Origin of the sequence: Brucella sp. IR073, from assembly GCF_049065735.1 — a bacterium.
In the GTDB taxonomy this organism is placed as follows: domain Bacteria; phylum Pseudomonadota; class Alphaproteobacteria; order Rhizobiales; family Rhizobiaceae; genus Paramesorhizobium.
The window spans coordinates 725,117-750,892 of record NZ_JBAKHD010000001.1; the positions used below are offsets into that span (position 1 = coordinate 725,117).

Below are 25,776 nucleotides of genomic sequence, written 5' to 3' on the forward strand. Positions count from 1 at the left end.
AAGAATGGCTGAAACACAGGTTCGCAATTTCAATATCAACTTCGGCCCGCAGCATCCGGCGGCGCACGGCGTTCTTCGCCTTGTGCTGGAGCTGGACGGCGAAGTCGTCGAGCGCGTCGATCCGCATATTGGTCTGCTCCATCGCGGCACCGAGAAGCTGATGGAGGCGAAGACCTATCTGCAGGCGGTGCCTTATCTCGACCGCCTCGACTATGTCGCGCCGATGAATCAGGAGCATGCCTATGCGCTTGCCGTCGAGCGGCTGCTGGGCATCGAGGTGCCCCGTCGCGGGCAGGTCATCCGTGTGCTGTTCTCCGAGATCGGCCGCATCCTGAACCATCTCCTCAACGTCACCACGCAGGCCATGGACGTCGGCGCGCTCACCCCGCCGCTCTGGGGCTTCGAGGAACGCGAGAAGCTGATGGTCTTCTACGAGCGCGCTTCGGGCGCGCGCATGCACGCCGCTTATTTCCGTCCGGGCGGCGTCCATCAGGACATCCCGCAGAAGCTGGTTGAGGATATCGGCAAGTGGATCGATCCGTTCCTCAAGACCTTGCAGAATCTTGACGATCTCATCACCCCGAACCGCATCTTCAAGCAGCGCAATGTCGATATTGGCGTCGTTTCGCTGGAAGATGCCTGGGCCTGGGGCTTTTCCGGCGTCATGGTGCGCGGTTCCGGCGCGGCGTGGGATCTGCGTAAAAGCCAGCCCTATGAGATTTATCCCGAGCTGGATTTCGATATTCCCGTCGGCAAGAATGGCGACTGCTACGACCGCTATCTGATCCGCATGGAAGAAATGCGCCAGTCCGTGCGCATCATGCGCCAGTGCGTCGATCTCCTGCTCGGCAAGGATTCCTCCGGCCCGGTCTCCAGTTCCGACCGCAAGATCGTCCCGCCGAAGCGCGGCGAGATGAAGCGCTCGATGGAAGCGCTGATTCAGCACTTCAAGCTCTATACCGAGGGCTACCACGTGCCGACGGGTGAGGTTTACGCTGCCGTGGAAGCGCCCAAGGGCGAGTTCGGCGTCTATCTCGTCTCCGATGGCACCAACAAGCCCTATCGCGTGAAGCTGCGCGCACCGGGCTTTGCCCATCTCCAGGCCATGGACTTCCTGTGCCGTGGCCACATGCTTGCCGACGTCTCCGCAATCCTCGGCTCGCTCGATATCGTGTTTGGTGAGGTTGACCGCTGATGTCCGTACGCCGTCTCGCAGATGATTCCGTTCAGCCGCTCGCCTTCTCGTTCAATCGTGCGAACCAGGTCTGGGCTGAACAGCAGATCCAGAAATATCCGGAAGGCCGTCAGCAATCGGCGGTTATCCCGCTCTTGATGCGCGCGCAGGAACAGGATGGCTGGGTCACGCGCGCGGCCATCGAGTACATCGCCAAGATGCTCGATATGCCGCTGATCCGCGTGCTGGAAGTGGCGACCTTCTATACGCAGTTCCAGCTCGCTCCCGTCGGCACCCGCGCCCACATTCAGGTCTGCGGTACGACGCCCTGCATGCTGCGCGGCGCGGAAGAGCTGAAAAAGGTCTGCCAGCACAAGATCAATCCCGAGCCGTTCGTGACCAACGAATCCGGCACGCTGTCCTGGGAAGAGGTCGAATGCCTGGGGGCTTGCGTCAACGCGCCCATGGTCTTGATCTTCAAGGACACTTATGAGGACCTGACGCCGGAGCGGTTGGAAGAGATCATCGATGCGTTCGAAGCGGGCAGGGGCGATGAGATCAAGCCCGGCCCGCAGATCGACCGCATGTTGTCGGCCCCGGTGGGTGGCTTCACCTCGCTGAAGGAAGAGGTTACCGCCACGCAGCAGGCGGCGCCTCAGGGCGCTGCGGCGGAGACCGAGGTTCCGCCCTCGCAGGCGGGGCGGCCCAAGACCCATGCGGAAGAGACCAATGCCGCGCTGAAAAGCCCGTCGCCGGAAAAGGTGAGCGAGGCCGCGGAAAACAATGCTTCGACAGAGCCTGCCCCGAAGACGAAGAAGTCTAGGCCCGGCCCCAAGAACCCGGCATGACCAGGCGGAATGCGATGATGAAACGGATTGATCGGGATAAGAGGTGAGACATGCTGGCTGACAAGGATCGCATATTCACCAACATCTACGGCCAGCATGGTCATTCGCTGAAGGCGGCGATGGCGCTGGGCCGTTGGGACAATACCAAAGCCCTGATCGAGAAGGGCCGCGACTGGATCATCAATGAGATGAAGGCGTCGGGCCTGCGCGGCCGTGGCGGCGCGGGCTTCCCGACCGGTCTGAAATGGTCCTTCATGCCGAAGGAGAGCGACGGACGCCCCCATTACCTTGTCGTGAACGCGGACGAGTCGGAGCCCGGCACCTGCAAGGACCGCGACATCATGCGCAACGACCCGCACACGCTGCTGGAAGGCTGCGTCATCGCGGGCTGCGCCATGGGCGCGCATACGGCCTATATCTATATCCGCGGCGAATATATCCGTGAGCGCGAGGCGCTGCAGCGCGCGGTCGATGAAGCCTATGAATATGGCCTGCTCGGCAAGGACAACAAGACCGGCTGGGACATGGATATCTATGTCCACCACGGCGCCGGCGCCTATATTTGCGGCGAGGAAACCGCGCTTCTGGAAAGCCTCGAGGGCAAGAAGGGCCAGCCGCGCCTGAAGCCGCCATTCCCGGCCAATATGGGCCTCTATGGCTGCCCGACGACTGTCAACAACGTTGAATCCATCGCCGTTGCCCCGACGATCCTTCGGCGTGGCGCTGCCTGGTTCTCGTCCATCGGTCGTCCGAACAATGTCGGCACCAAGCTGTTCATGATCTCCGGTCATGTCAACACGCCCTGCACGGTCGAAGAGGCGATGGGCATCACCTTCCGCCAGCTGATCGAAGAGCATGCGGGCGGCATTCGCGGTGGCTGGGACAATCTGCTCGCGGTCATTCCCGGCGGCGCGTCCTGCCCGGTGGTCAAGGCCGAGGACATTATCGACTGCCCGATGGATTTCGACGGTCTGCGCGAGGTGAAGTCTTCCTTCGGCACCGCCGCTGTCATCGTGATGGACAAGTCCACCGACATCATTAAGGCGATTGCGCGCCTGTCGCAGTTCTTCAAGCATGAAAGCTGCGGCCAGTGCACGCCCTGCCGCGAAGGCACCGGCTGGATGTGGCGCGTCATGGAGCGCATGGTGACAGGCAATGCGCAGCGCCGCGAGATCGACATGCTACTCGACATCACCAAGCAGGTGGAAGGCCACACGATCTGCGCGCTGGGCGACGCTGCGGCATGGCCGATCCAGGGCCTCATCCGCAATTTCCGCCCGGAAATCGAAAAGCGGATCGACGAATACAGCCGCAATGCCGTGAACAGCAAATTTATCGCGCTGGAAGCGGCAGAATAAGGGGCGAAAAGATGGCGAAGATAAAGGTTGACGGCAAAGAGATCGAGGTTCCCGATCACTACACGCTCCTTCAGGCAGCCGAAGAGGCGGGCGCGGAAGTGCCGCGCTTCTGCTTCCATGAGCGTCTTTCCATTGCCGGCAATTGCCGCATGTGTCTGGTCGAGGTGAAGGGCGGTCCCCCCAAGCCTGCGGCGTCCTGCGCCATGGGCGTGCGCGACCTGCGTCCAGGCCCCAATGGCGAAGCGCCGGAGATTTTTACCAACACGCCGATGGTCAAGAAGGCCCGCGAAGGCGTGATGGAGTTCCTGCTCATCAACCATCCGCTCGACTGCCCGATCTGCGATCAGGGCGGTGAGTGCGATTTGCAGGACCAGGCCATGGCCTATGGTGCCGAACACTCGCGCTATCGCGAGAACAAGCGCGCCGTGGAGAACAAATATATCGGTCCGCTGGTGAAGACGATCATGACACGCTGCATCCACTGCACGCGTTGCGTCCGCTTCACCACGGAAGTCGCCGGCATTTCCGAGCTCGGCCTCATCGGTCGCGGCGAGGATGCGGAGATCACCACCTATCTCGAACGCGCCATGTCGTCCGAATTGCAGGGCAATGTGATCGACCTCTGCCCGGTCGGTGCGCTGACCTCGAAGCCCTATGCTTTCCAGGCCCGTCCGTGGGAGCTCTCCAAGACCGAGTCCATCGACGTGATGGATGCCGTCGGCTCCAACATCCGCGTCGATACCCGTGGCCGCGAGGTGATGCGCATCCTGCCGCGCACCAACGAAGCGGTGAACGAGGAGTGGATCTCCGACAAGACCCGCTTCATCTGGGACGGCCTCAGGACCCAGCGCCTCGACCGCCCCTATATCCGCCGCAATGGCCGGCTCGTTGCCGCCACCTGGCCGGAAGCCTTCGCCGCCATCGCCGCCAAGGTCTCCGCGACGTCGGGCGACCGGATCGGCGCGATTGCCGGCGACCTCGCCAGCGTCGAGGAGATGTATGCGCTGAAGAGCCTGCTGTCCTCGCTGGGGTCGAAGAATATCGACTGCCGCCAGGACGGCGTGGTGCTAGACCCGTCTCTAGGGCGCGCGTCCTACATCTTCAATCCGACCATCGAGGGCATCGAAGACGCCGACGCGCTTGTCATCATCGGCTCTGACCCGCGCCATGAAGCGGCGGTGCTCAACGCCCGCATCCGCAAGCGCCAGCGTCAGGGCCATTTCCCCATCGGCCTCATCGGCACGCAGGTCGATCTGCGCTATGATTATGCCTATCTCGGCTCCGGCCTCGACACGCTGCGCGATCTGGCCGATGGCAAGGGTGAGTTCTATTCGGTGCTCGAAAACGCCAAGCGTCCGCTGATCCTCATCGGCCAGGGCGCGCTGCAGGGCGGCAACGGCAAGGACGCGCTGGCGCTCGCCGCCAAGCTCGCTGCCAATGTCGGTGCGGTCACCGACGAGTGGAACGGCTTTGCCGTGCTGCACACCGCCGCAGCACGCGTCGGCGGGCTCGACATCGGCTTCGTGCCGGGGGAGGGGGGCAAGATCGCGGCCGAGATGGTCGGCGGTCTCGACATCCTGTTCCTGCTCGGCGCGGACGAGCTCGACCTTTCGAAAAAGGGCGACACCTTCATCGTCTATATCGGCACCCATGGCGATGCCGGCGCGCATGCGGCGGATGTCATCCTCCCGGGCGCAGCCTATACCGAGAAGTCGGCGACCTATCTCAACACGGAAGGCCGTGTGCAAATGACCAATCGCGCCGGCTTCGCGCCGGGCGAGGCGAAGGAGGATTGGGCGATTCTCCGCGCGCTGTCAGACGTGCTCGGCCACAAGCTGGCCTTTGATTCGCTCAGCCAGTTGCGCGGGCGGCTTTATGCCGAATACCCGCATATGGCGGAAATCGACGCCATCAAGCGCGGCGACGCGCAGGATATCGTCGCTCTGAGCAAGAAAAAGGCGGGTTCCGGCAAAGGCGCGTTTGCGTTGCCGATCAAAGACTTCTATCTGACGAACCCGATCGCGCGGGCATCCGCCATCATGGCCGAGTGCTCCGCGCTCGCTCAGGGCGGCTTCCAGCAGGCGGCCGAATAGGGCCCGAGGAAAGAAACGGAAAATGGACGGTATTTTAGCAACATACGTCTTGCCCGCGATTCTCATCGCGCTGAAGTCGATTCTCCTGCTCGTGGTGCTGCTCATCTGCGTGGCCTATCTGCTTTTTGCCGACCGCAAGATCTGGGCGGCAGTGCAGCTCCGCCGTGGTCCGAACGTTGTCGGCCCCTTCGGCTTGCTTCAGTCGTTCGCCGATTTGACAAAGTTCCTCTTCAAGGAGCCGGTCATTCCGTCCGGCGCCAACAAGGCGGTGTTCCTGCTCGCCCCGCTCGTCTCCGCCGTGCTGGCGCTGGCGACCTGGGCGGTGATTCCGGTCAATCAGGGCTGGGCCATCGCCAACATCAATGTCGGCATTCTCTATATCTTCGCCATCTCCTCGCTCGAGGTCTATGGCGTGATCATGGGCGGCTGGGCGTCGAACTCGAAATATCCGTTCCTGGGCGCGCTGCGCTCGGCGGCGCAGATGGTGTCCTACGAAGTCTCCATCGGCTTCGTCATCGTTACCGTGCTGCTCTGCGTCGGCTCGCTGAACCTGACCGACATCGTCATGTCGCAGGAGACCGGCCTCGGCACCATGCTCGGCCTGCCGGCATCCTTCCTCGACTGGCACTGGCTCGGCCTGTTCCCGATGTTCATCATCTTCTTCATTTCGGCGCTGGCGGAGACCAACCGTCCGCCCTTCGATCTGGTGGAAGCGGAATCGGAACTCGTCGCCGGTCACATGATCGAATATTCCTCGACGCCGTTTCTCCTGTTCTTCCTCGGCGAATATGTCGCCATCACGCTGATGTGCGCCCTCACCACCATTCTCTTCCTCGGCGGCTGGCTGCCTCCGGTCGATGTGTGGTTCCTGAACTGGGTGCCGGGCGTCATCTGGTTCGTATTGAAGCTGTGCTTTTGCTTCTTCATGTTCGCGATGGTGAAGGCATTCGTCCCGCGCTACCGCTATGACCAGCTGATGCGGCTGGGCTGGAAGGTGTTCCTGCCGATCTCGCTCTTCATGGTGATCGCGACCGCCTTCTTCCTGAAACTGACCGGTCTGGCTTAAGGAGAAAGACAATGGCTTCCCTTGCTCAAGCCGCAAAATCGCTTCTTCTGCAGGAGTTCGTGGGCGCGTTCTTCCTTTCGATGCGCCAGTTCTTCGCGCCGAAGGCGACGTTGAACTATCCCTTCGAAAAGGGACCGACTAGCCCGCGCTTCCGTGGCGAGCATGCGCTGCGCCGTTATCCCAACGGTGAAGAGCGCTGCATCGCCTGCAAGCTCTGCGAGGCGATCTGCCCGGCGCAGGCCATCACCATCGAGGCCGGCCCGCGCCGCAATGACGGCACCCGCCGCACCGTGCGCTACGACATCGACATGGTGAAGTGCATCTATTGCGGCTTCTGCCAGGAAGCCTGCCCAGTGGACGCCATCGTTGAGGGCCCGAACTTCGAATTCGCGACTGAGACGCGCGAGGAGCTTTACTATGACAAGGAAAAGCTCCTGGCGAACGGCGACCGCTGGGAGCGGGAGCTGGCGCGCAACATCGCAATGGACGCGCCGTACCGCTGAGTGCGGTTCGGACAGTAAGAAGAAGGGGCAAAGTGCCCCCAATACCCCCAAACCTCCCTGCGTAGGGTAGGAGAGGGGGACGAAAATCGAACGGATGTCCCTATCCGTCGGGCCTTTTGAGGCTCGGCGGGAGGTGACGTTGAAATACAAACAATCGCGCGGGCAATCCGTCGCGAATAGAGGAACAGTCGGGGTATCCCCATGCTGACAGGTCTAGCGGCGGCGTTTTTCTACCTATTCGCCTTTATCTTGATCGCGAGCGCCTTCATGGTGATCGCGGCGCGCAATCCCGTGCATTCGGTGCTGTTCCTCATCCTCGCCTTCTTCAACGCCGCGGCGCTGTTTCTGCTGGCGGGCGCTGAGTTCCTGGCGTTCATTCTGCTGGTGGTTTATGTCGGCGCCGTGGCCGTGCTCTTCCTTTTCGTCGTCATGATGCTCGACGTCGATTTCGCTGAACTGAAGAGCGGCGCGTTGCAATATGCGCCCATCGGCGCGCTGGTCGGCATTGTGCTGGCGGCGGAGTTGATCATCGTGCTCGGCGGCCATGCCTTCTCGCCGCAGCTCGCCACCAGTGTCGCGCAGCCGATCCCGGATCTGGCGACGCGCACCAACACCGCCGCGCTCGGCGATATCCTCTATACCAACTATGTCCTCTTCTTCCAGATTGCGGGTCTCATCCTGCTGGTGGCGATGATTGGCGCGATCGTGCTGACCCTGCGCCACAAGCATGGCGTCAAGCGCCAGTCGATCCCGCAGCAGGTGGCGCGCACGCCGGCCACCGCGATCGAGATCAAGAAGGTCGAGACGGGCAAGGGACTTTGACGGGAAACTTATGATGGAAATCGGTATCGCACACTATCTGACCGTTTCGGCCGTTCTGTTCACGCTCGGCGTCTTCGGCATCTTCCTGAACCGCAAGAACGTCATCGTTATCCTGATGTCCGTTGAACTGATCCTTCTTGCCGTGAACCTCAACTTCGTCGCCTTCTCGGCGGCGCTGGGCGATCTGGTCGGTCAGGTCTTCGCGCTTTTCGTTCTGACGGTCGCAGCCGCCGAAGCGGCCATCGGCCTCGCAATTCTCGTTGTTTTCTTCCGCAACCGCGGCTCCATCGCGGTGGAAGACGTCAATGTTATGAAAGGTTGACGGGCAAATGCTCTATCTCGCAATCGTCTTCCTTCCGCTTCTCGGCTTCCTGATCGCCGGCCTGTTCGGTAACAAGATCGGCGCCAAGGCCAGCGAATTCGTCACCTCCGGCTTCCTCGTCATCGCCGCAATCCTCTCCTGGGTCGTCTTCTTCCAGGTGGCCATGAACGGCCATGGCGAGACCGTGCGCGTTCCGGTCCTGCAATGGATCCATGTCGGCTCGCTCTCCTTCGACTGGGCGCTGCGCATCGATACGCTGACGGCGGTGATGCTTGTCGTGGTCAACACAGTTTCGGCGCTCGTGCATATCTACTCCATCGGCTATATGCACCACGATCCGCATCGGCCGCGCTTCTTCGCCTATCTGTCGCTCTTCACCTTCGCGATGCTGATGCTGGTGACGTCCGACAATCTGGTGCAGATGTTCTTCGGCTGGGAAGGCGTCGGCCTTGCCTCCTATCTGCTCATCGGCTTCTGGTTTCAGAAGCCCTCGGCCAATGCCGCTGCCATGAAGGCTTTTGTCGTCAACCGCGTCGGTGATTTCGGCTTCCTGCTCGGCATCTTCGGCGTGTTCGTCCTCTTCAACGCCGTCAATTACGACACGGTCTTTGCCGCCGCGTCGAATTATGTCGGCGGTGCGGATGCAAGCCAGACCGTTCTCACTTTCCTCGGCTATTCGCTCGACCGGCAGGGCGCGGTCACCATCGTCTGCCTGCTGCTCTTTATGGGCGCGATGGGCAAGTCGGCGCAGTTCCTGCTTCACACCTGGCTTCCGGACGCGATGGAAGGCCCGACCCCGGTTTCGGCGCTCATCCATGCCGCGACCATGGTGACCGCGGGCGTGTTCATGGTGGCGCGCATGTCGCCGCTGTTCGAACTGTCGCAGACGGCGCTGACCTTCATCACCATCATCGGCGCCACCACCGCCTTCTTCGCGGCGACGGTCGGCCTCGTGCAGAACGATATCAAGCGCGTCATCGCCTATTCGACCTGCTCGCAGCTCGGCTATATGTTCGCGGCGCTCGGCGTCGGCGCGTTCGGCGCGGGTGTGTTCCACCTCTTCACCCACGCCTTCTTCAAGGCGCTGCTGTTCCTCTGCGCCGGCTCGGTCATCCATGCCGTCTCCGACGAGCAGGACATGCGCAACATGGGCGGCCTCAGGAAGCTGATCCCGACCACGTACTGGACCATGATCATCGGCACGGTGGCGCTGACCGGCCTCGGCATTCCCTTCACGGAAATCGGCACCGCCGGCTTCTTCTCCAAGGACGCCATCATCGAGTCGACCTTCGTCTCGCACAATCCTGCTGCCGGCTACGCCTTCTGGCTGCTCGTCATCGCTGCGCTGTTCACCAGCTTTTATTCCTGGCGCCTGATCTTCATGACGTTCCACGGCAAGCCGCGCGCTTCGCACGAGGTCATGCACCACGTCCATGAATCGCCGCCGGTGATGCTCTTCCCGCTGTTCGTGCTTTCCATCGGGGCGCTTCTGGCCGGTTTTGTCTTCCGCGAATATTTCTTCGGCCATGAATATGCCGAGTTCTGGAAGGGCGCGCTCTTCACGGCTCCGAACAATCACATGCTCGAGGAACACCATCATGTTCCGGCCTGGGTGGCAGCTTCGCCCTTCGTCGCCATGCTGCTCGGCTTCCTGATCGCGTGGCAATTCTACATCCGGTCGCCGGAAACCCCGAAGGAGCTGGCCCGCCGTCATCCCGGCCTCTACCAGTTCCTCCTCAACAAATGGTACTTCGACGAACTCTATAACTTCCTCTTCGTCCGTCCTGCGCTGTGGCTGGGCCGGGTGCTCTGGAAGGACGGTGACGGCAAGATCATCGACGGCCTCGGGCCCAACGGCATCTCCGCCCGCGTCGTCGACGTCACCGACCGGGTCGTCAAGCTGCAGTCCGGCTATCTTTATCATTACGCATTCGCGATGCTTATCGGCGTCGCCGCGCTCGTCACCTGGATGATGCTCGGGAGCTCTTTCTGATGACCGACTGGCCAATTCTCTCTACGGTCACGTTTCTGCCGCTCGTCGGCGCGTTCCTGATCCTTTTGATCAAGGACGACAGCGACGCCGCGCGCCGTAATATCCGCAACATCGCGCTGCTGACCACTCTCGTCGTCTTCGTGCTCTCGCTCGTTCTCTGGGCCAAGTTCGATCCTTCGAATGCAGGCTTCCAGTTCGTCGAAAAGCATGAATGGCTCGGCTCCGGCATTTCCTACCATATGGGCGTGGACGGCATTTCGGTGCTGTTCGTCGTGCTCTCCGCCTTCCTGATGCCGTTCTGCATCCTGGCGAGCTGGGAATCCGTCCAGCACCGCGTCAAGGAGTACATGATCGCGTTCCTCATTCTGGAAACGCTGATCATCGGCGTGTTCTGCGCGCTCAACATCGTGCTCTTCTACGTCTTCTTCGAAGCAGGCCTCATTCCGATGTTCATCATCATCGGCGTGTGGGGCGGCAAGCGCCGCGTCTATGCCAGCTTCAAGTTCTTCCTCTATACGCTGCTCGGCTCGGTGCTGATGCTGATCGCCATCATGGCGATGGCCTGGCAGGCCGGCACCACCGACATCACGGAACTCCTGAAATATAATTTCCCGGCCTCGATGCAGACCTGGCTCTGGCTCGCCTTCTTTGCCTCCTTCGCGGTGAAGATGCCGATGTGGCCCGTCCATACCTGGCTGCCGGATGCGCACGTCGAAGCGCCGACCGCCGGTTCCGTCATCCTTGCGGGCATTCTCCTGAAGCTCGGCGGCTACGGCTTCCTGCGCTTCTCGCTGCCGATGTTTCCGCTCGCTTCGGCGGAATTCGCGCCGCTCGTCTTCGCGCTTTCGGCCATCGCCATCATCTACACCTCGCTCGTCGCGCTGGTGCAGGAGGATATTAAGAAGCTCATCGCCTACTCCTCCGTCGCCCATATGGGCTATGTGACGATGGGCATCTTCGCGGCCAATGAGCTCGGCATCCAGGGCGCCATTTTCCAGATGCTGTCGCACGGCATCGTCTCGGGCGCGCTCTTCCTGTGCGTCGGCGTCGTCTATGACCGCATGCACACCCGCGAGATCGCGGCCTATGGCGGGCTCGTCAACAACATGCCGAAATATGCCGTCGCCTTCCTGATCTTCACCATGGCGAATGTCGGCCTGCCCGGCACGTCAGGCTTCATCGGTGAGTTCCTGACGCTGTTCGGCGTGTTCCAGGTCAACACCTGGGTGGCCTTCTTCGCAGCGACCGGCGTCATCCTGTCGGCGGCCTATGCGCTCTGGCTCTATCGCCGGGTGGTCTTCGGTGCGCTGACCAAGGATAGCCTCAAGGGGCTGCTCGATCTCTCGCTGCGTGAGAAGATCATCCTCTATCCGCTCATCGTTCTCACCATCTTCTTCGGCGTCTACCCGGCTCCGGTGTTCAACGTGACCGCCGCCGCCGTGAGCGCGCTCGTCAACCAGTACCATGCATCGCTGGCCGCCGCCGCCAGCGTTGCGCTCGCACATTAAGAGGCTAGAGCCTGATGCAGACCGATCTGATTGCACAACTGACGCTTCTTGCCCCGGAGCTGGTTCTGGGGGTAGGGGCGCTTGCGCTGTTGATGGTGGGCGTCTTCGCCGGCGAGAAGGCGAGCGCGACGGTGAGCGGCCTCGCCGTGCTGGTGATGCTCGCGGCGCTGGCATTGATCATCTTCTGCCCCACCGAGGGCAAGGCCTTCGGCGATGCCATCGTCAATGACGGCTTCGGCAGCTTCATGAAGGTGCTGACGCTGATCGGCTCCATCGTCACGCTGATCATGTCCATGGGCTTCGCCAAGCAGGAAAAATTCGACCGCTTCGAGTTCCCGGTGCTGGTCGTGCTTGCGACGCTCGGCATGCTGCTGATGGTATCGGCCAACAACATGTTGACGCTCTATCTCGGCCTCGAGCTGCAGTCGCTCGCGCTTTACGTGATGGCCGCCATCAACCGCGACAGCGTCAAGTCCACGGAAGCGGGTCTCAAATATTTCGTGCTGGGCGCGCTTTCATCGGGCATGCTGCTTTACGGCATCTCGCTGATCTACGGCTTCACCGGCCATATCGGCTTCGACCAGATCGCCGCGGCGCTCTCCAGCGGCAAGCCGCAGCTTGGCCTGATCTTCGGCCTCGTCTTCCTGCTCGCCGGCCTTGCCTTCAAGATTTCGGCCGTGCCGTTCCATATGTGGACGCCCGACGTCTATGAAGGCGCGCCGACGCCGATCACCGCCTTCCTCGCCGCAGCCCCCAAGATGGCGGCGATGGCGCTGGTCGTGCGCGTGACCATGGGCGCCTTCGGCTCCGCGACGCATGACTGGCGTCAGGTGATCGTCTTCATCTCCATCGCCTCCATGCTGCTCGGCGCCTTCGCCGCCATCGGCCAGCACAACATCAAGCGCCTGATGGCCTATTCCTCCATCGGCCATATGGGCTATGCGCTGGTCGGCCTCGCCGCTGGTACGGCGATGGGCGTGCGCGGCGTTGCGCTCTATATGCTGATCTACCTCGTCATGACGCTCGGCACCTTCGCCTTCATCCTCGCCATGCGCGGAAAGAACGGCAATCTGGAAAGCATCAGCGACCTCGCCGGCCTCTCGCGCACCAATCCCGTCATGGCGACGATCATGACCATCTTCCTCTTCTCGCTGGCAGGCATTCCGCCGCTCGCGGGCTTCTGGGCGAAGTGGTATGTCTTCCTCGCCGCCGTCGATGCGGGCCTCTATCCGCTCGCGGTTATCGGTATCGTCACCTCGGTCGTCGGCGCGTTCTACTATCTGCGCCTAATCAAGATCATGTGGTTCGACGAGCCCGCGGAAGGCTTCGTGCCCGTCTCCGGCACGCTGCGCGTGGTCCTCGGCCTTTCCGGTGCTTTCGTGCTGTTCTACGTCCTGATCGGCGGCCCGCTTGAGGCGATTGCGCAGGCTGCAGCGAAGCCGTTCTTTTAAGCGGATATGGCGGTGCTCACCCCCCTCTGCCCTGCCGGGCATCTCCCCCACAAGGGGGGAGATCGGCCTTCACTGATGACGGTGCTTCGTTCTGCAACGTTGACGATTGGCGAAAGCGGAACTGACAGCCAATCTCCCCCCTTAAGGGGGAGAAGCCCGGCAGGGCAGAGGGGGAGTACCGTCCCGCCGGCCTTTCCGCTATGACCTTCTCCCTATCCCCCCTAGCCTCCCAAAGCGGCTACCGCCTCGAATCCTTCGAAACCGTCGGCTCCACCAACGCCGTCGCTCTTGAGCGCGTGCAATCGGGCGATCAGGGCAAGCTCTGGCTCGTCTCCAAAAAACAGGAGAGCGGACGCGGGCGCCGGGGCCGGGCATGGTCGACGCCATCAGGCAACCTCGCCGCCACGCTTCTTCTCGTCGAATCCTACGAACTGACCACCGCCGCGACCCTCGGATTCGTTGCCGGCCTGTCGCTGGCCGATGCGCTCGACGCCGTACTCACCGGCACCCCTGATATCCGCCTCAAATGGCCCAATGACGTGCTGCTCGATGGCGCGAAGCTCTCCGGGATCCTGCTCGAATCGACGCTGCTGCCTGAAAACCGCTTCGCGCTCGCCATCGGCATCGGCGTCAATATCGTGTCACACCCGGATGACCTGCCATACCCCGCCACTTCGCTGAAAGCGCTCGGCAGCGCTTGCGACGCGGAGACGCTGTTCGTCGCCCTCTCTGACGCTTGGCGCGAGAACCACGCGCTGTGGAACGAGGGCAGGGGCCTCAAAACCATCCGCGCCCGCTGGCTCGAGCGCGCGGCGGGGCTGGGCGGGGAAGTGGCGGTGCGGGTGGAGAACCGCGTGGTGCGCGGCATCTTCGAAACCATCGACGAGGATTGCCGTTTCGTCATCCGCGATGCCGAGGGCACCCGCATCCGCATCGACGCCGGCGACGTGCATTTCGGCGCGGTGGCGTCGGCGGGGGCGGCGTAGAGCACAGCCTTCAGTCTAAAAATGAACTATAGTTGCGGGGGAGGGTAGCATTGGATGATCCCCCAGTGCTAAACGTTTGAACAACAATGCGAAATACTAAAAACTTTCCGTGAGGATATTGAATGCCCCAGCCTAAATCGGCCCAACTCGTCTTCCTGCCGCTGGGCGGAGTCGGCGAAATCGGGATGAATCTCGCCATGTATGGCTACGGGCCGGAGAACAACCGCGAATGGATCGTGGTGGATATGGGCGTCAGCTTCGCCGGACCGGACTTGCCGGGCGCCGACCTGATCCTGCCGGACATCCGTTTTCTGGAAGCCGAGCGTCGCAACATCCATGGCATCGTCATCACCCACGCCCATGAGGACCATTACGGCGCGCTGCTCGATCTCTGGCCGCGCCTGAAAGTGCCGGTCTACGCCACGCCCTTCACCGCCGGCCTTCTGGAAGCCAAGCGTCAGGGAGAGCAGAGCGCCCCGGAAATCCCGGTCACGCTCTACCGCACCGGCGAAACCTTCACCGTTGGTCCCTTCCAGATCGAGGCGATCCCCGTCACCCATTCGATCCCTGAGCCCGCATCGCTCGCCATCACCACGCCCCTCGGCACCGTCATCCACACCGGCGACTGGAAGTCCGATCCCGAACCTTCGCTCGGGCCGCTTCTCGATGAAGACCGCTTCCGCGCTTTGGGCGAGGCGGGCGTGCTGGCGCTCATCTGCGATTCCACCAATGCCATGCGGGAAGGGGACTCGCCCTCGGAGCGGCAGGTTGGCGAGAGCCTGCGCGAGCTCATCGAAAACGCCCGCGGCCGCGTGGCGATCACCACCTTCGCCTCCAATGTCGGCCGTATCCGCTCCATCGCCGAGGCCGCGCGGGATGCGGGCCGTCAGGTGCTGGTGCTCGGGCGCTCGATGAAGCGGGCGATCGAGGTGGCGACGGAACTGGGCTATATGGATGGCCTGCCGCCTTTTCTTAGTGAAGACGATTACGGCTATATCCCGCGCGAAAACGTGGTGATGATCCTGACCGGCAGCCAGGGCGAGGCGCGCGCCGCGCTGGCGAAGCTTTCCCGCGACGAGATGCGTAGCGTCGCGCTGTCAGCCGGCGATACGGTGATCTATTCCTCCCGCACCATTCCCGGCAATGAAAAGGCGATCATCGAGACGAAGAACCGCCTGATCGAGCAGGGCATCAAGATCATCACCGATGACGACGCGCTCGTCCATGTCTCCGGCCACCCGCGCCGCAACGAGCTGCGGCGGCTTTATTCCTGGGTCAAGCCGCGCGTCCTCGTGCCTGTGCATGGCGAGGCCGCGCATCTGGTCGCCCATGGCTCGCTCGGCGCCATGGAAGGCATTCCCGAGGTGGCGCAGGTGCGCAACGGCGATATTCTGCGCCTTGCGCCCGGCCCGGCTGAAATCATCGACGAAGCGCCCTTCGGCCGGGTCTTCAAGGACGGCAAGCTCATCGGCGACGAGGACGAAGTCGGCATCACCGAGCGCCGCAAGCTCTCCTATGTCGGCCATGTCGGCGTGTCCGTCATCATCGACGGCAATTACAACATCATCGGCGACCCTGATCTGGTGGCGGTCGGCCTGCCTGAGGAGGACGCAACCGGCGACCTGATGGAGGACATCCTCTTCGACGCCGCGGTCAGCGCCTTCGAAAGCATCCCCCGCGCCCGCCGCAAGGATCTGGAAGTCCTACGCGAAGCCATCCGCCGCGCCATCCGCTCCGCCGCCAATGAGGCCTGGGGCAAGAAGCCGGTGGTGACGGTGTTTTTGACGAAGGTGTAGGGATATTTTCGGTGAAGTGTTCGCTTGACGACACCCCCCTCTGCCCTGCCGGACATCTCCCCCGCAAGGGGGGAGATTGGGCTGTCATTGCGGTCTCCATCAATCACCAACGTCGAAGGAAGAGTGACGCGGACCATATCAGCCAATCTCCCCCCTTGAGGGGGAGATGCCCGGCAGGGCAGAGGGGGGTGGTTGGCCGAGGGGCGGGACATTAGACGGCCATGCTCACCCGCCTCAACCATGTCGCCATAGCGGTGCCGGATATCCAGGCGGCAATCCTGCTCTACCGCACCGCCTTCGGCATGGAGCCGGGCGCGCCAAAACCGTTACCCGAGCACGGCGTCACGGTTGCCTTCGTCGATGTCGGCAACACCATGATCGAACTGATGGAGCCGCTCGGCGAAGACTCCCCCATCCGCGCCTTCCTCGACAAGAATCCATCTGGCGGCATCCATCATCTCTGCTATGAAGTAGAGGATATCGCCGCCGCGCGCGACCGCTTGAAGGCCGAAGGCGCGCGTGTCCTTGGCGATAGCGAGCCGAAGACCGGCGCGCATGGCAGGCCGGTCCTGTTCTTGCACCCGAAGGACTTCAACGGCGTGCTGATCGAGTTGGAGGAGGTGTAATATATGGCAATAGGATCAGCTCTTGCGATCTATTTCATCATCTGGTGGGTCACGCTCTTCGCGCTGCTGCCGGTGGGCCTGCGCACCCAGGCTGAAGAAAACGACGTCACGCTCGGCACCACCGCCTCCGCCCCCGCCCGCCCGCGCATCGGCCTTGCCTTCTTCCGCACGACTGTGGTGTCGGCGATCATCTTCGCGGCGTTTTATTATCTGACGCAGATTGCAGGCTTCGGGCTGGATGACATCCCGCATTTCTTCCCGGATTTGAAATAGCGCCCTCCTTCCCCCTTGCGGGGGAGGTGCGCGCGTTAGCGGGCGGATGGGGGTGGTGACGGGTGCGCTTTTGCTGGAGAGAGTGGCGCAAACGTCACCACCCCCACCCGACCCTTCGGGCCACCCTCCCCGCAAAGGGGGAGGGAAACTCCAAAAAAAAAGCAAGGCTTGCGCCTTGCAATTCAATACGCGTCCGATCTCTCTCCGTATAGTCGGCGGCAGCGGAAAATCGCGCCGAGATCGCATCCTCCCAAGACTTTGACCGCGTAGGAAAGCAGTTTTATACCCGCTTTCTCTTTATGATTAAAAAAATAGCGGAATGCTCACGGATTGTCACGCAAATTTTTCATTCCAGGCTATTGTGGTGAATCAGAGTGCAGGGGGCTGAAGCCTTTGTCCGGCTGCGATTTGGCGCGCTTATGTGCAGCCGGGTTTGCAACCGCATGAGAAGCCGCTAAGAACCCTTTAGCTTTGCTCATGCTTTCGCCTGATTCTGCAAGCATTCAGGTTTCTTAAGGTCGGTGGTCCCATGCGTCTTTCGCGTTATTTCTTGCCCATTCTGAAGGAAAACCCCAAGGAGGCGGAGATCGTCTCGCACCGGCTGATGCTGCGCGCGGGCATGATCCGCCAGCAATCCGCCGGCATCTATTCCTGGCTGCCGATTGGCCTGAAAGTGCTCAACAAAGTCTGCGACATCATCCGCGAGGAGCAGAACCGGGCAGGGGCGAACGAGATCCTGATGCCGACCATTCAGTCAGCGGACCTCTGGCGCGAAAGCGGTCGCTATGATGCCTATGGCAAGGAGATGCTGCGCATCAAGGACCGGCAGGAACGCGACATGCTGTTCGGCCCGACCAATGAGGAAATGGTCACCGACATTTTCCGCTCCTATGTCCGCTCCTACAAGGACCTGCCGCTCAATCTCTATCACATCCAGTGGAAGTTCCGCGACGAGGTGCGCCCGCGTTTCGGTGTCATGCGCTCGCGCGAATTCCTGATGAAGGACGCCTATTCGTTCGACCTCGACTATGAGGGCGCGAAGATGGCCTATTACCGCATGTTCGTGGCTTATTTGCGCACCTTCGCCCGCGTCGGCCTGCAGGCAATCCCGATGCGCGCCGACACCGGCCCCATCGGCGGCGATTTGAGCCATGAATTCATTATCCTCGCCGATACCGGCGAGAGCCAGGTCTATTGCGACCGCGCCTATTTGGACCTCGATGTTCCCGGCGCCGATACGGATTTCCGCAACGACCGGCAGCTGACCGATATCGTCACCAAATGGACGACGCCCTACGCCGCCACAGACGAGATGCATGACGAGGCGGCCTGGACGCAGGTGAAGCCTGAGGATCAGGTCTCCGCGCGCGGCATCGAAGTCGGCCACATCTTCCATTTCGGCACCAAATATTCCGAGCCCATGGGCGCCAAGGTGCAGGGGCCAGACGGCAAGGAGCATCTGGTCTCCATGGGCTCCTACGGCATCGGTCCCTCGCGCCTCGTCGCGGCGACGATTGAGGCTTTCCATGACGAGAACGGCATCATCTGGCCGAAGTCGATTGCGCCCTTCGGCGTCGGCATCGTCAACATGAAGCCGGGCGATGAAGCCTGCGACGCGGTTGCCGAAAAGCTCTATGAAGCCTTCACCAAGGCCGGGCTCGATCCGCTGCTCGACGACACCGACGAGCGCCCCGGCGCGAAATTCGCCACCATGGACCTGATCGGCCTGCCGATGCAGGTCATCGTCGGCCCGCGCGGCGTTGCGGCGGGCGAGGTCGAGCTGAAAGACCGCGCGACCGGCGAACGCGAGACGCTCTCCGTCGAAGCGGCGATCAACAAGCTGGCAGGGCAGGCATGAGCGAGGCGGCAGCAGCCGAGACGAGAAGGGGCTCCGGCCCCTTTTCCGCATTCGAGCGGATGATTGCGTGGCGTTACCTGCGCGCGCGCCGCCGCGAGGCGTTCATCTCGGTCATCGCCGGCTTTTCCTTTACCGGCATCATGCTGGGCGTGGCGACGCTCATCATCGTTATGGCCGTCATGAACGGCTTCCGCGCCGAGCTTTTGACCCGTATCCTCGGCATCAACGGCCATCTGGTCATGCAGCCGATCGACCGGCCTTTCGATGATTATGCCGACCTCATCAAGCGCATCGACGGCATTCCCGGCGTCACCTACGCCATTCCGCTGGTGGAGGGGCAGGCGCTCATTCAGGGCAATGTCGGCACCCCCACCGGCGCGCTCGTGCGCGGCCTGCGCGGCGAGGATCTCGCCAAGCTCAAGATGATTTCCGACAATGTGAAGCAGGGCACGCTCCAGGGTTTTGATGAGAGCGGCGGCATCGCGATCGGCACCGGCATGGCCCAAAGTCTCGGTGTCTCAATCGGCGACAGCCTGACCATCATATCGCCGGATGGCGATATCACTCCCTTTGGCGTCAATCCCCGCGTCAAAGCCTATAAGGTCGTGGCGATCTTCGAGATCGGCATGTCGGATTTCGACAAATCGGTCGTCATCATGCCGCTCACCGAGGCCCAGCTCTTCTTCAACCAGGACAACAAGGTCCAGTCGATCGAGGTTTATGTCAATAACCCTGACAATGTCGACGCGCTGAAGAAGCCGATTGAGGAGGTCGCCGGACGCCAGCTGCTGTTGACGGATTGGCGTCAGCGCAACCAGGCTTTCTTCTCCGCGCTCAATGTCGAGCGCAACGTGATGTTCATGATCCTGACGCTGATCGTGCTGGTGGCGGCGCTCAACATCATCTCGGGCCTCATCATGCTGGTGAAGGACAAGGGCAGCGATATCGCCATCCTGCGCACCATGGGCGCGACGAGCGGTTCCATCCTGCGCATCTTCCTGATGACGGGCGCCGCCATCGGCACCGCCGGCACGGCGGCGGGCGTGGTGCTGGGAATTGTCGTCTGCCTCAACATAGAGCGCATCCGCGAGTTCTTTTCCTGGCTCACCGGCACGGTCATCTTTAATCCGGAGTTCTATTTCCTGAGCCAGCTGCCGGCCAAGATGGATCCCGGCGAAACCATCTCGGTCATCGTGATGGCGCTGGGTCTCTCCTTCCTCGCCACGCTCTTTCCAGCATGGCGGGCGGCGAAGCTCGATCCGGTCGAAGCCCTGAGGTATGAGTGATGGCGCGCAAGCCGGTTAAAACGCCTATCCTTCAGCTCTCCGGTGTCGACCGCGCCTATTCGGAAGCCGGGCGCGAGCTGGCGATCCTGAAAAAGGCCGATTTCGCGCTGGGACGCGGCGAGATGGTGGCGCTCGTCGCTCCCTCGGGCGCGGGCAAGTCGACGCTTCTGCACACGGCGGGCTTGCTCGAGCACCCCGACGGCGGCGATGTAATACTGGATGGGCGCTCCTGCAGCGGCCTTTCCGATGAGGAGCGCACCGCCATCCGCCGCAACGATGTCGGCTTTGTTTACCAGTTCCATCATCTCCTACCGGAATTCTCGGCGCTGGAAAATGTGATGATTCCGCAAATGGTGCGCGGCTTGACGAAAAAGGCCGCCGCCGAGCGGGCGCAGCAATTGCTTGATTACATGAAGATCGGCCAGCGCGCCGCGCATCGTCCGGCGGAGCTTTCCGGCGGTGAGCAGCAGCGCGTGGCAATCGCCCGCGCAGTCGCCAATGCGCCCTTGGTGCTGCTCGCCGACGAGCCCACCGGCAATCTCGACCCGCAGACGGCGGGGTATGTCTTTGACGCGCTGGAAGCCCTGGTGCGCCAGTCCGGCCTCTCGGCCCTCATCGCCACCCACAACCACGAACTCGCCGCCCGCATGGACAGGCGGGTGACCCTGAAAGAGGGCAAGGTGGTGGATGTGTGAAGACTGTCCCTCCCCCTTGCGGGGAGGGTGGCCCGTAGGGCCGGGTGGGGGTGGCGACGTTTGTGCCTCTGCTGAAGAACGTGGCGCAAACGTCAGCACCCCCATCCGTCCGCTCCGCGGACACCTTCCCCGCAAGGGGGAAGGGGGCGCTTAATTCTTAAAGCCCCTCCAGCATCTCCCGCTGCTGCACATGCGCGAACTCTATCGCGATGCCGTCTTCGAAATGGCGCACGACGGTGCCGCGCATTTGGCCCAGCGTGACGGGCGTGCGCAGCGCCGGGCGCACATCGATTTCGATGGCGGCGCCCGAGAGTGAAAGGTCGATGATCCGGCAGGGATATTGCCGTCCGTCTGCGAGGGTCAGCACATTGTTCGGGTTGCGCGGCGCGATGCGCTCATGGCGGCGGTCTTCAGGCAGATCCAGCTCATGCTTGTTGGCAAGCCAGGTCAATTGCGCCGCAAGCTTGTCCTTCTTGCGCTCCGACGCAGTAAGCAGCAGGAGAAAGCCATCCGGCATCTGGCGCAGCACATTGCCCTCGATGCGGCCGACATGATCGACATAGGCGATGATTCGCTCGCCGATCCGCCCGACGCGGTTGCCAAGAAGCAGCGCGCTGCCTGGCGACATCTCGGCGACGATGCAGGAATATTCCGTCCGGTCCTCGAGCATGTAACGCCCGTGAAGGTTTACCTTCACCGGATTGAAATTCTTGTGCGGAGCGTCGTCCCCGGTGCGGCTGTCCGCCTGTGCGTGCATCTTTTCCTGCGCATGTGCTTAATTACTGCTGGGACATGGTAAGCGGCGCACGTTAATATCGGGTAAGGAATATTCTCACGCCTTCCCGCCCTTGAGGACGGTCAAATGGCCGAACCTTCGGGACGCAGGGCTGGTGACCTGCAAAGGTTCCTGCAGATAGACGGGGGGAGCGCCTGCGCCGGCGGCGGCCTTGAGCGGGACCTGTAATGCTTCGCGGCGTGGATCGATCAGATCGATCGCGCGCACGCTGTTTTCGGTGATTCTGTCCGCCCCGAGCCAATAGGGGGGATCAACGGCAATCATAGATCCGATCAGGCGGTCGTCCGCCAGGGGGAGAAGCAGCGTTTCGAAAGCCGCGCTGCGCCGTGACAGGCTTTTTCCTTCCTGGTCGATGACAGCGGCGCGCTTGTTCAGGAACACCGTCTGCAGGACTTGCCGGATGCCCGCGCGATCTTCCTGCGACCAGAGCGAAAGGAATTCCGAATTCTTCAGTTCGCCGCCATAGATGGTGCAAAGCCGCGTTCCGGCCAGCCGGAAGCGCGCGTCCACATTGTCAGGCAGCTCCAGGATAAAGACATCGGGCAATTGCCGTGCGATTGCGCCCGGTTCTATCTCGGCCTGCTCCGGGGCAGGGCGCTTCCCGCGGATGCGGTTCCAGTAAGCCAGAAGCGCTGCTGTGCCATCATGCTTCATCGGTATGTCTCATTTCCGGATCATGTGCCGTGGCGGCACATCTTTGGCTTTGGATTTGTCGTTGCCAGACTCGGGGTGCAGGAACCGTGCCATCCGGAAGGGTTAATGGCTACCTTAACCCTTTATTCATCCACCGCGCCGGCCGGTTAAGGTTAACAAATGCTTTCCATTGCATCGGCGGCTGATCTATGGCTAAGGTAGCAATCGGAAGAAGCCTTTGTCATTACAGCACTTTCTCCAGACTTACGTGCACGGGTGGGGGCCCGGCCAGGCCGTTCAGGTTTTCCTGAACGGCCTTTTCTTTTACCATGGGCGTCCATAATTGAGCATCAGCCGAAAAAGGTGCAGAATTTTCGGAGCCGACCCAATCCACCGGAGAATCACTTGAGGCAAGCGCGGACGTCCGAACCGGTTTTCAACATTCCGGGCATCATCCTCATCTTCATCGCCCTGTGTGTGGCGGCCTATCTGGCCCAGAACTATGTGCTGGATAGCGGGCAGAATCTCTGGGTGATGGTCAATCTGGCCTTCTGGCCCGTGCGGTTTTCGCTGGCCGGAGGCTTTGCGGACCCGGCGGCCTGGGGCTCCGCCGTCACCTATTCCTTTCTCCATGGCGGCTTTGCCCATATCGCCGTCAACATGGTGTGGCTCGCCGCCTTCGGCTCTCCGCTCGCGGGCCGCATCGGCACGGTGCGGATGGTGATCTTCTGGATCGTGACGTCCATCGCCGCGGCCTTCGCCCAGTACATCGTCGATCCCGCCATGGCGGCGCCGCTAGTCGGCGCTTCCGGCGTCATTTCCGGCATGATGGGCGCCGCCGCCCGCTATGGCTTCCGCCGGGTGCCCGAGCCTTCGCACCGGAACAGGTCGGAATTTGCCGGCCCGCTGCTGCCCATCGGCGCTGCATTGACCTCACGCACCGTCCTCACCTTTCTCGCCGTCTGGTTCATCACCAATCTCCTGGTCGGGCTAGTGTCGCTGACGCCATCGGTCGAAGCGGCAAATATCGCCTGGGAGGCGCATATCGGCGGGTTTATCGTCGGCTTCCTCGGTATTGGCCTTCTCGACCGTCCTAGTCCGCTCGATGTTGCAAGATATCGTTAAAATAGTTCTGGCGCCCAGCTTTACCGCGTGCTTCTCTGCACCATATTATTCTATCAGGCCGGAAGAGGAGGAGGGATCATGCGGCTGATAAATACTTGGTGGAGGAAGCCATGACGGTGAGATCTATCCTCGAAAGCAAGGGGCGCAATGTCATAAGCATCAGGCCCGAAGCCACGCTGATGGAAGCGGTGGCGATTCTGGCGCTGCACCGCATCGGCGCGCTCGTCGTCTGCGATGGCGGCAGCGCGATCAAGGGCATCCTGTCGGAGCGCGATATCGTCCGCGCCATCGCGGGGGAGGGCGCCCTGGCGCTGGAGCGCAAGGTTTCGGAGCTGATGACCAGCAAGGTCCATGTCTGCCATGAGAATCACACCATCAACGAGGTGATGGAAACCATGACGACCAACCGCTTCCGTCACCTCCCCGTCGAGCGCGACGGCCGCCTCGACGGCATCGTCTCCATCGGTGACGTGGTGAAAAAGCGCATCGAGGAAGTCGAGCGCGAGGCGGAAGAGATCAAGGCGTATATTGCGACGGCGTAAGGCTGGCGCCGTCCTTCCCCGCAAGGGGGAAGGAGGGGCGAGCCTATCGCCCTAAATACCTACGCACCGCATAAAGCGAAATCGCCGCCGCATTCGACACATTCAGCGATTTGATCGCCCCCGGCATATCCAGCCGTGCCAGCGCGGTCACCGTCTCGCGCGTCTTCTGCCGCAAGCCCTTGCCCTCGGCTCCGAGCACCAGCGCGATTCTATCACCGGAAAGCGCTGATTCCATCTCCATCGGCCCTTCCGAATCAAGGCCGATGGTGGTGAAGCCGAGCGCGTGAAGTTCGCCCAGCGCCTCCGCCAGATTGCGCACCTCGATATGGGGAATCATTTCCAGCGCGCCGGACGCGGCCTTGGCGAGAACACCTGATTCCTGCGGGCTGTGCCGCGCCGTGGTGATGAGCGCGCCCGCGCCGAACGCCACCGCCGAGCGCATGATTGCGCCCACATTATGCGGGTCGGTCACCTGGTCGAGCACCAGCAGCAGTGAGCTTTCTTCGAGATCGGCAAGCTTTTTAGCGGGCAACGGCTCCGCTTCGATCATCACGCCCTGATGCACCGCATCCGAGCCGGTCTCCTTATCGATCGCCTTCGGCTCCACGATCTCAACAGGGAAGGGGAGCTCCTGCGGCTCCGCGATTTCCAGCCGCGCCAGCGCGTTCTTCGTCACCAGCATCCGTAAAATTCGCCGCTCGGGATTATCGAGCGCGGCCCGGACGGTATGAAGGCCATAGAGCCGGATCAATCCTTCCGGCGCGGCGGTTCCTTCGATCGCCGGGCGGGCAGGGCGGGGCCGTTGACTGCTCGCACCAGCCTTCTGGTCGCGGTGCTGGCGGCGCAGGCGCGCATAGTGGGAATCCTTGGGTGATTTCGGAGGCTGTTTGTCGTTCATGGGCGGGTTATAACCATGCCTGCTGTCTACGCAAATGCCTGGAGCATTTTGTTTTTGACGGAGAGTTTCTTCAGCCTCGCGGCGAAGGCAATGTCGAGGCATGGATTCCTGTGACAAGCACAGGAATGACGGATTACTTTGATTGTCGCTGATAATCTTCAACCTCGCGGCATGCACAACGGCTTTCATTTAAGGGCAGCCATCCCCACTTCCGTCATTCCTGTGCTTGTCACAGGAATCCATGCCTCGCCACCTCCATCGCAACAACTGTACAGAACGGGTCAGAATGATTCCGTCGAAGCACGATTTGCTCCGGACGGCTTCAGATTAGAAAAACGTACCTTTTCGGCCTTCCGCCAATCCACATAATCGCTGGAATCGTGACTTTCCCAGAAAGCCCGCTCTTCGGCTTTATCCGCAACGGGCGGCATGGTTTTAAGCGGCCTATTCATATTTCCAACCTTCCGATGTCTTCGAAAGTTAAATCGTGTTGCTACCATATAGCACGGACAGGGTGGGTATACCGAACTTTTCCCCAATCCCCTGTTGACAGGTGAGGGGCTTCTCTGCATAACGCGCCCCACGGATGAGCCACCTGCTTCCAAGGCGGAGCGCCCGTGAAAAATGCCTAGTCGCTCGACTCCGCTGGCAGTGACCGGAGGGGTGCCCGAGTGGTTAAAGGGGACGGACTGTAAATCCGTTGGCTTGGCCTACGTTGGTTCGAATCCAACCCCCTCCACCACTGCCGGAGTTCGGAGTCGTTGAGTGTGCGGGTATAGCTCAATGGTAGAGCAGCAGCCTTCCAAGCTGAATATGCGGGTTCGATTCCCGCTACCCGCTCCAGATTTTGAGAGCGGTTTGGCCGAGAGGAAGTAACGGGCAGGCGGCTTGCCGTTCTGTCCGATGTATTTATATAACAGGGCCGGGTAAACCGGTCGGACGCAACCGGTTCTAGAAGACGAGAGAACGACGGCGATGGCGAAGAGTAAGTTTGAACGTACGAAGCCGCATGTGAACATTGGCACGATCGGTCACGTCGACCACGGCAAGACGTCGCTGACGGCAGCGATCACGAAGTATTTCGGTGAGTTCAAGGCGTATGACCAGATCGACGCCGCTCCGGA

The 25,776-nt window shown here is 61.7% G+C and carries 25 protein-coding genes and 2 tRNA genes; 23 read left to right on the forward strand and 4 right to left on the reverse strand.

Annotation, left to right across the window (positions count from 1 at the left end):
* Positions 1 to 4 precede the first annotated feature (4 nt).
* From ACOWVG_RS03630 to ACOWVG_RS03715, 18 genes are all read left to right on the forward strand, one after another.
* Positions 5 to 1,195 carry an NADH-quinone oxidoreductase subunit D gene (locus tag ACOWVG_RS03630; RefSeq protein WP_420960106.1) on the forward strand — a complete coding sequence of 397 codons (1,191 nt, stop codon included), beginning with the start codon at positions 5 to 7 and terminating at the stop codon, positions 1,193 to 1,195.
* The gene (nuoE, locus tag ACOWVG_RS03635; RefSeq protein WP_420960107.1) at positions 1,195 to 2,022 is read left to right on the forward strand and encodes an NADH-quinone oxidoreductase subunit NuoE; all 828 of its coding nucleotides are present in this window, start codon (positions 1,195 to 1,197) and stop codon (positions 2,020 to 2,022) included. The genes ACOWVG_RS03630 and nuoE overlap by 1 nt, the downstream gene beginning before the upstream one ends.
* Positions 2,023 to 2,072: 50 nt before the next feature.
* Complete coding sequence (gene nuoF / locus ACOWVG_RS03640; protein ID WP_420960108.1) at positions 2,073 to 3,380, forward strand: NADH-quinone oxidoreductase subunit NuoF; 1,308 nt, start codon at positions 2,073 to 2,075, stop codon at positions 3,378 to 3,380.
* An 11-nt stretch (positions 3,381 to 3,391) separates the two neighbouring features.
* Positions 3,392 to 5,473, forward strand: coding sequence for an NADH-quinone oxidoreductase subunit NuoG (gene nuoG, locus ACOWVG_RS03645; protein ID WP_420960109.1), 2,082 nt, complete (start codon positions 3,392 to 3,394; stop codon positions 5,471 to 5,473).
* A 22-nt stretch (positions 5,474 to 5,495) separates the two neighbouring features.
* Positions 5,496 to 6,539, forward strand: coding sequence for an NADH-quinone oxidoreductase subunit NuoH (gene nuoH, locus ACOWVG_RS03650; protein ID WP_420960110.1), 1,044 nt, complete (start codon positions 5,496 to 5,498; stop codon positions 6,537 to 6,539).
* An 11-nt stretch (positions 6,540 to 6,550) separates the two neighbouring features.
* Positions 6,551 to 7,042 carry an NADH-quinone oxidoreductase subunit NuoI gene (gene nuoI, locus ACOWVG_RS03655; protein ID WP_420960111.1) on the forward strand — a complete coding sequence of 164 codons (492 nt, stop codon included), beginning with the start codon at positions 6,551 to 6,553 and terminating at the stop codon, positions 7,040 to 7,042.
* 201 nt (positions 7,043 to 7,243) lie between these two features.
* Positions 7,244 to 7,864: an NADH-quinone oxidoreductase subunit J gene (locus ACOWVG_RS03660; protein WP_420960112.1), complete on the forward strand. Its 621-nt coding sequence runs from the start codon at positions 7,244 to 7,246 to the stop codon at positions 7,862 to 7,864.
* Positions 7,865 to 7,877: 13 nt separating this feature from the next.
* Positions 7,878 to 8,186, forward strand: a complete 309-nt coding sequence (nuoK, locus tag ACOWVG_RS03665) for an NADH-quinone oxidoreductase subunit NuoK (RefSeq protein WP_068881842.1) — start codon at positions 7,878 to 7,880, stop codon at positions 8,184 to 8,186.
* A gap of 7 nt (positions 8,187 to 8,193) precedes the next feature.
* Positions 8,194 to 10,179 carry an NADH-quinone oxidoreductase subunit L gene (gene nuoL, locus ACOWVG_RS03670; protein ID WP_420960113.1) on the forward strand — a complete coding sequence of 662 codons (1,986 nt, stop codon included), beginning with the start codon at positions 8,194 to 8,196 and terminating at the stop codon, positions 10,177 to 10,179.
* Positions 10,179 to 11,687, forward strand: a complete 1,509-nt coding sequence (locus ACOWVG_RS03675; protein ID WP_420960114.1) for an NADH-quinone oxidoreductase subunit M — start codon at positions 10,179 to 10,181, stop codon at positions 11,685 to 11,687. Before nuoL ends, ACOWVG_RS03675 begins: the two co-directional genes overlap by 1 nt.
* A gap of 14 nt (positions 11,688 to 11,701) precedes the next feature.
* Positions 11,702 to 13,138, forward strand: coding sequence for an NADH-quinone oxidoreductase subunit NuoN (nuoN, locus tag ACOWVG_RS03680; protein ID WP_420960115.1), 1,437 nt, complete (start codon positions 11,702 to 11,704; stop codon positions 13,136 to 13,138).
* Between the two features lie 200 nt (positions 13,139 to 13,338).
* Positions 13,339 to 14,124: a biotin--[acetyl-CoA-carboxylase] ligase gene (locus ACOWVG_RS03685; protein ID WP_420960116.1), complete on the forward strand. Its 786-nt coding sequence runs from the start codon at positions 13,339 to 13,341 to the stop codon at positions 14,122 to 14,124.
* Positions 14,125 to 14,246: 122 nt separating this feature from the next.
* Complete coding sequence (locus ACOWVG_RS03690; RefSeq protein WP_420960117.1) at positions 14,247 to 15,920, forward strand: ribonuclease J; 1,674 nt, start codon at positions 14,247 to 14,249, stop codon at positions 15,918 to 15,920.
* A gap of 221 nt (positions 15,921 to 16,141) precedes the next feature.
* The gene (gene mce, locus ACOWVG_RS03695; protein WP_420960118.1) at positions 16,142 to 16,546 is read left to right on the forward strand and encodes a methylmalonyl-CoA epimerase; all 405 of its coding nucleotides are present in this window, start codon (positions 16,142 to 16,144) and stop codon (positions 16,544 to 16,546) included.
* 3 nt (positions 16,547 to 16,549) lie between these two features.
* Entirely contained in the window at positions 16,550 to 16,819 is a 270-nt protein-coding gene (locus ACOWVG_RS03700) for a DUF1467 family protein (protein WP_420960119.1), read from the forward strand.
* 529 nt (positions 16,820 to 17,348) lie between these two features.
* Entirely contained in the window at positions 17,349 to 18,677 is a 1,329-nt protein-coding gene (proS, locus tag ACOWVG_RS03705) for a proline--tRNA ligase (RefSeq protein ID WP_420960120.1), read from the forward strand.
* Positions 18,674 to 19,963, forward strand: a complete 1,290-nt coding sequence (locus tag ACOWVG_RS03710) for a lipoprotein-releasing ABC transporter permease subunit (protein WP_420960121.1) — start codon at positions 18,674 to 18,676, stop codon at positions 19,961 to 19,963. The genes proS and ACOWVG_RS03710 overlap by 4 nt, the downstream gene beginning before the upstream one ends.
* Entirely contained in the window at positions 19,963 to 20,658 is a 696-nt protein-coding gene (locus tag ACOWVG_RS03715) for an ABC transporter ATP-binding protein (RefSeq protein WP_420960122.1), read from the forward strand. Before ACOWVG_RS03710 ends, ACOWVG_RS03715 begins: the two co-directional genes overlap by 1 nt.
* Positions 20,659 to 20,815: 157 nt before the next feature.
* On the opposite strand, the gene ACOWVG_RS03720 is transcribed toward ACOWVG_RS03715, so the two are convergent.
* Together ACOWVG_RS03720 and ACOWVG_RS03725 are read right to left on the reverse strand one after the other, a co-directional pair.
* Positions 20,816 to 21,415 (reverse strand): PilZ domain-containing protein, encoded by a 600-nt coding sequence (locus ACOWVG_RS03720; protein ID WP_420960123.1) that lies wholly within the window; start codon positions 21,413 to 21,415, stop codon positions 20,816 to 20,818.
* A 75-nt stretch (positions 21,416 to 21,490) separates the two neighbouring features.
* Positions 21,491 to 22,108: a PAS domain-containing protein gene (locus ACOWVG_RS03725; RefSeq protein WP_420960124.1), complete on the reverse strand. Its 618-nt coding sequence runs from the start codon at positions 22,106 to 22,108 to the stop codon at positions 21,491 to 21,493.
* A gap of 384 nt (positions 22,109 to 22,492) precedes the next feature.
* Here ACOWVG_RS03725 and ACOWVG_RS03730 point away from each other — a divergent pair, with 384 nt between their 5' ends.
* Both ACOWVG_RS03730 and ACOWVG_RS03735 read left to right on the forward strand, forming a co-directional pair.
* On the forward strand, positions 22,493 to 23,212 hold the full coding sequence (locus ACOWVG_RS03730) for a rhomboid family intramembrane serine protease (protein ID WP_420960125.1): 720 nt from the start codon (positions 22,493 to 22,495) through the stop codon (positions 23,210 to 23,212).
* A 110-nt stretch (positions 23,213 to 23,322) separates the two neighbouring features.
* Positions 23,323 to 23,754 carry a CBS domain-containing protein gene (locus ACOWVG_RS03735; protein ID WP_420960126.1) on the forward strand — a complete coding sequence of 144 codons (432 nt, stop codon included), beginning with the start codon at positions 23,323 to 23,325 and terminating at the stop codon, positions 23,752 to 23,754.
* A gap of 43 nt (positions 23,755 to 23,797) precedes the next feature.
* On the opposite strand, the gene rlmB is transcribed toward ACOWVG_RS03735, so the two are convergent.
* Positions 23,798 to 24,652, reverse strand: coding sequence for a 23S rRNA (guanosine(2251)-2'-O)-methyltransferase RlmB (gene rlmB, locus ACOWVG_RS03740; protein WP_420960127.1), 855 nt, complete (start codon positions 24,650 to 24,652; stop codon positions 23,798 to 23,800).
* A gap of 281 nt (positions 24,653 to 24,933) precedes the next feature.
* Positions 24,934 to 25,224 carry a CopG family antitoxin gene (locus ACOWVG_RS03745; protein WP_420960128.1) on the reverse strand — a complete coding sequence of 97 codons (291 nt, stop codon included), beginning with the start codon at positions 25,222 to 25,224 and terminating at the stop codon, positions 24,934 to 24,936.
* Between the two features lie 85 nt (positions 25,225 to 25,309).
* On the opposite strand from ACOWVG_RS03745, the gene ACOWVG_RS03750 reads away from it, so the two are divergent.
* The 3 genes from ACOWVG_RS03750 to ACOWVG_RS03760 form a co-directional block, all read left to right on the forward strand.
* Positions 25,310 to 25,394, forward strand: a tRNA-Tyr gene (locus tag ACOWVG_RS03750).
* A gap of 27 nt (positions 25,395 to 25,421) precedes the next feature.
* Positions 25,422 to 25,495: transfer RNA gene (locus ACOWVG_RS03755), tRNA-Gly, on the forward strand.
* Positions 25,496 to 25,627: 132 nt separating this feature from the next.
* Positions 25,628 to 25,776, forward strand: a 149-nt coding sequence (locus tag ACOWVG_RS03760; RefSeq protein ID WP_375677306.1) for a GTP-binding protein, incomplete at its 3' end; no start/stop codon positions are given.

What these genes read in the sequence shown, in the direction of transcription:
- ACOWVG_RS03725 (WP_420960124.1), bottom strand. Translation starts at nt 22,108, where the DNA reads ATGAAGCATGATGGCACAGCAGCGCTTCTGGCTTACTGGAACCGCATC.
- mce (WP_420960118.1), top strand. Translation starts at nt 16,142, where the DNA reads ATGCTCACCCGCCTCAACCATGTCGCCATAGCGGTGCCGGATATCCAG.
- proS (WP_420960120.1), top strand. Translation starts at nt 17,349, where the DNA reads ATGCGTCTTTCGCGTTATTTCTTGCCCATTCTGAAGGAAAACCCCAAG.
- ACOWVG_RS03745 (WP_420960128.1), bottom strand. Translation starts at nt 25,224, where the DNA reads ATGCAGAGAAGCCCCTCACCTGTCAACAGGGGATTGGGGAAAAGTTCG.
- ACOWVG_RS03720 (WP_420960123.1), bottom strand. Translation starts at nt 21,415, where the DNA reads ATGCACGCACAGGCGGACAGCCGCACCGGGGACGACGCTCCGCACAAG.
- ACOWVG_RS03660 (WP_420960112.1), top strand. Translation starts at nt 7,244, where the DNA reads ATGCTGACAGGTCTAGCGGCGGCGTTTTTCTACCTATTCGCCTTTATC.
- nuoF (WP_420960108.1), top strand. Translation starts at nt 2,073, where the DNA reads ATGCTGGCTGACAAGGATCGCATATTCACCAACATCTACGGCCAGCAT.
- ACOWVG_RS03685 (WP_420960116.1), top strand. Translation starts at nt 13,339, where the DNA reads ATGACCTTCTCCCTATCCCCCCTAGCCTCCCAAAGCGGCTACCGCCTC.
- rlmB (WP_420960127.1), bottom strand. Translation starts at nt 24,652, where the DNA reads ATGAACGACAAACAGCCTCCGAAATCACCCAAGGATTCCCACTATGCG.
- nuoH (WP_420960110.1), top strand. Translation starts at nt 5,496, where the DNA reads ATGGACGGTATTTTAGCAACATACGTCTTGCCCGCGATTCTCATCGCG.
- nuoK (WP_068881842.1), top strand. Translation starts at nt 7,878, where the DNA reads ATGGAAATCGGTATCGCACACTATCTGACCGTTTCGGCCGTTCTGTTC.
- nuoL (WP_420960113.1), top strand. Translation starts at nt 8,194, where the DNA reads ATGCTCTATCTCGCAATCGTCTTCCTTCCGCTTCTCGGCTTCCTGATC.
- ACOWVG_RS03710 (WP_420960121.1), top strand. Translation starts at nt 18,674, where the DNA reads ATGAGCGAGGCGGCAGCAGCCGAGACGAGAAGGGGCTCCGGCCCCTTT.
- nuoI (WP_420960111.1), top strand. Translation starts at nt 6,551, where the DNA reads ATGGCTTCCCTTGCTCAAGCCGCAAAATCGCTTCTTCTGCAGGAGTTC.
- nuoN (WP_420960115.1), top strand. Translation starts at nt 11,702, where the DNA reads ATGCAGACCGATCTGATTGCACAACTGACGCTTCTTGCCCCGGAGCTG.
- nuoE (WP_420960107.1), top strand. Translation starts at nt 1,195, where the DNA reads ATGTCCGTACGCCGTCTCGCAGATGATTCCGTTCAGCCGCTCGCCTTC.
- ACOWVG_RS03690 (WP_420960117.1), top strand. Translation starts at nt 14,247, where the DNA reads ATGCCCCAGCCTAAATCGGCCCAACTCGTCTTCCTGCCGCTGGGCGGA.
- ACOWVG_RS03675 (WP_420960114.1), top strand. Translation starts at nt 10,179, where the DNA reads ATGACCGACTGGCCAATTCTCTCTACGGTCACGTTTCTGCCGCTCGTC.
- ACOWVG_RS03630 (WP_420960106.1), top strand. Translation starts at nt 5, where the DNA reads ATGGCTGAAACACAGGTTCGCAATTTCAATATCAACTTCGGCCCGCAG.
- ACOWVG_RS03715 (WP_420960122.1), top strand. Translation starts at nt 19,963, where the DNA reads ATGGCGCGCAAGCCGGTTAAAACGCCTATCCTTCAGCTCTCCGGTGTC.
- nuoG (WP_420960109.1), top strand. Translation starts at nt 3,392, where the DNA reads ATGGCGAAGATAAAGGTTGACGGCAAAGAGATCGAGGTTCCCGATCAC.
- ACOWVG_RS03735 (WP_420960126.1), top strand. Translation starts at nt 23,323, where the DNA reads ATGACGGTGAGATCTATCCTCGAAAGCAAGGGGCGCAATGTCATAAGC.
- ACOWVG_RS03700 (WP_420960119.1), top strand. Translation starts at nt 16,550, where the DNA reads ATGGCAATAGGATCAGCTCTTGCGATCTATTTCATCATCTGGTGGGTC.